The following is a 595-nucleotide window of genomic DNA, read 5'->3' as shown; positions in this document are numbered from 1 at the left end:
ACTGGGCGTGGGAGTACCTCGCCCAGGACTCGCACCGATACGACGAGTGCATCCAAGAAGCTCTCGACCGCCTCGCCGGTGCCGAGCCACTCCCACTCGGGATGACCGGCGATTACACCGTCGACGACTTCCGCGACTGGCTCCACGACTTCGAACGTTGCGTGACCGGTCGAGCCGTCCGCGACACCGTCCCGCTGCCCGTGCCCGCTGCGGACCCGGCCACGCGCGACTGAGACGACGACCGGGGCCACGCCGGACGCCCGGGCGACGGACGGCGTCGGGCAACTAGGCTGGGAGCCGTGATCCCCGCACCTGGCTCCTCGCCCGTCCGCGTCCGCTTCTGCCCGTCCCCGACCGGGACGCCGCACGTCGGGCTCATCCGCACCGCGCTGTTCAACTGGGCCTACGCGCGGCACACGGGCGGCACCCTCGTCTTCCGCATCGAGGACACCGACGCCGCGCGCGACAGCGAGGAGAGCTACCAGCAGCTCCTCGACGCGCTGCGCTGGCTCGGGCTCGACTGGGACGAGGGCGTCGAGGTTGGCGGCCCGCACGAGCCGTACCGGCAGTCGCAGCGCGCGGACATCTACCAGGA

Annotated in this window: 2 protein-coding genes; both read left to right on the top strand. The window is 71.9% G+C overall.

The features are described from left to right. On the top strand, positions 1 to 233 hold a 233-nt coding region (locus G3I78_RS47005), incomplete at its 5' end, for a hypothetical protein (RefSeq protein ID WP_164436737.1). A gap of 66 nt (positions 234 to 299) precedes the next feature. Beyond that, on the top strand, positions 300 to 595 hold a 296-nt coding region (locus G3I78_RS47000; protein WP_343244024.1), incomplete at its 3' end, for a glutamate--tRNA ligase family protein.

This window comes from Streptomyces sp. SID13726 (assembly GCF_010548375.1).
Lineage (GTDB): Bacteria > Actinomycetota > Actinomycetes > Streptomycetales > Streptomycetaceae > Streptomyces.
Note: the sequence above shows the minus strand (reverse complement) of the source record. Positions and strands in the feature narration are given on the sequence as shown.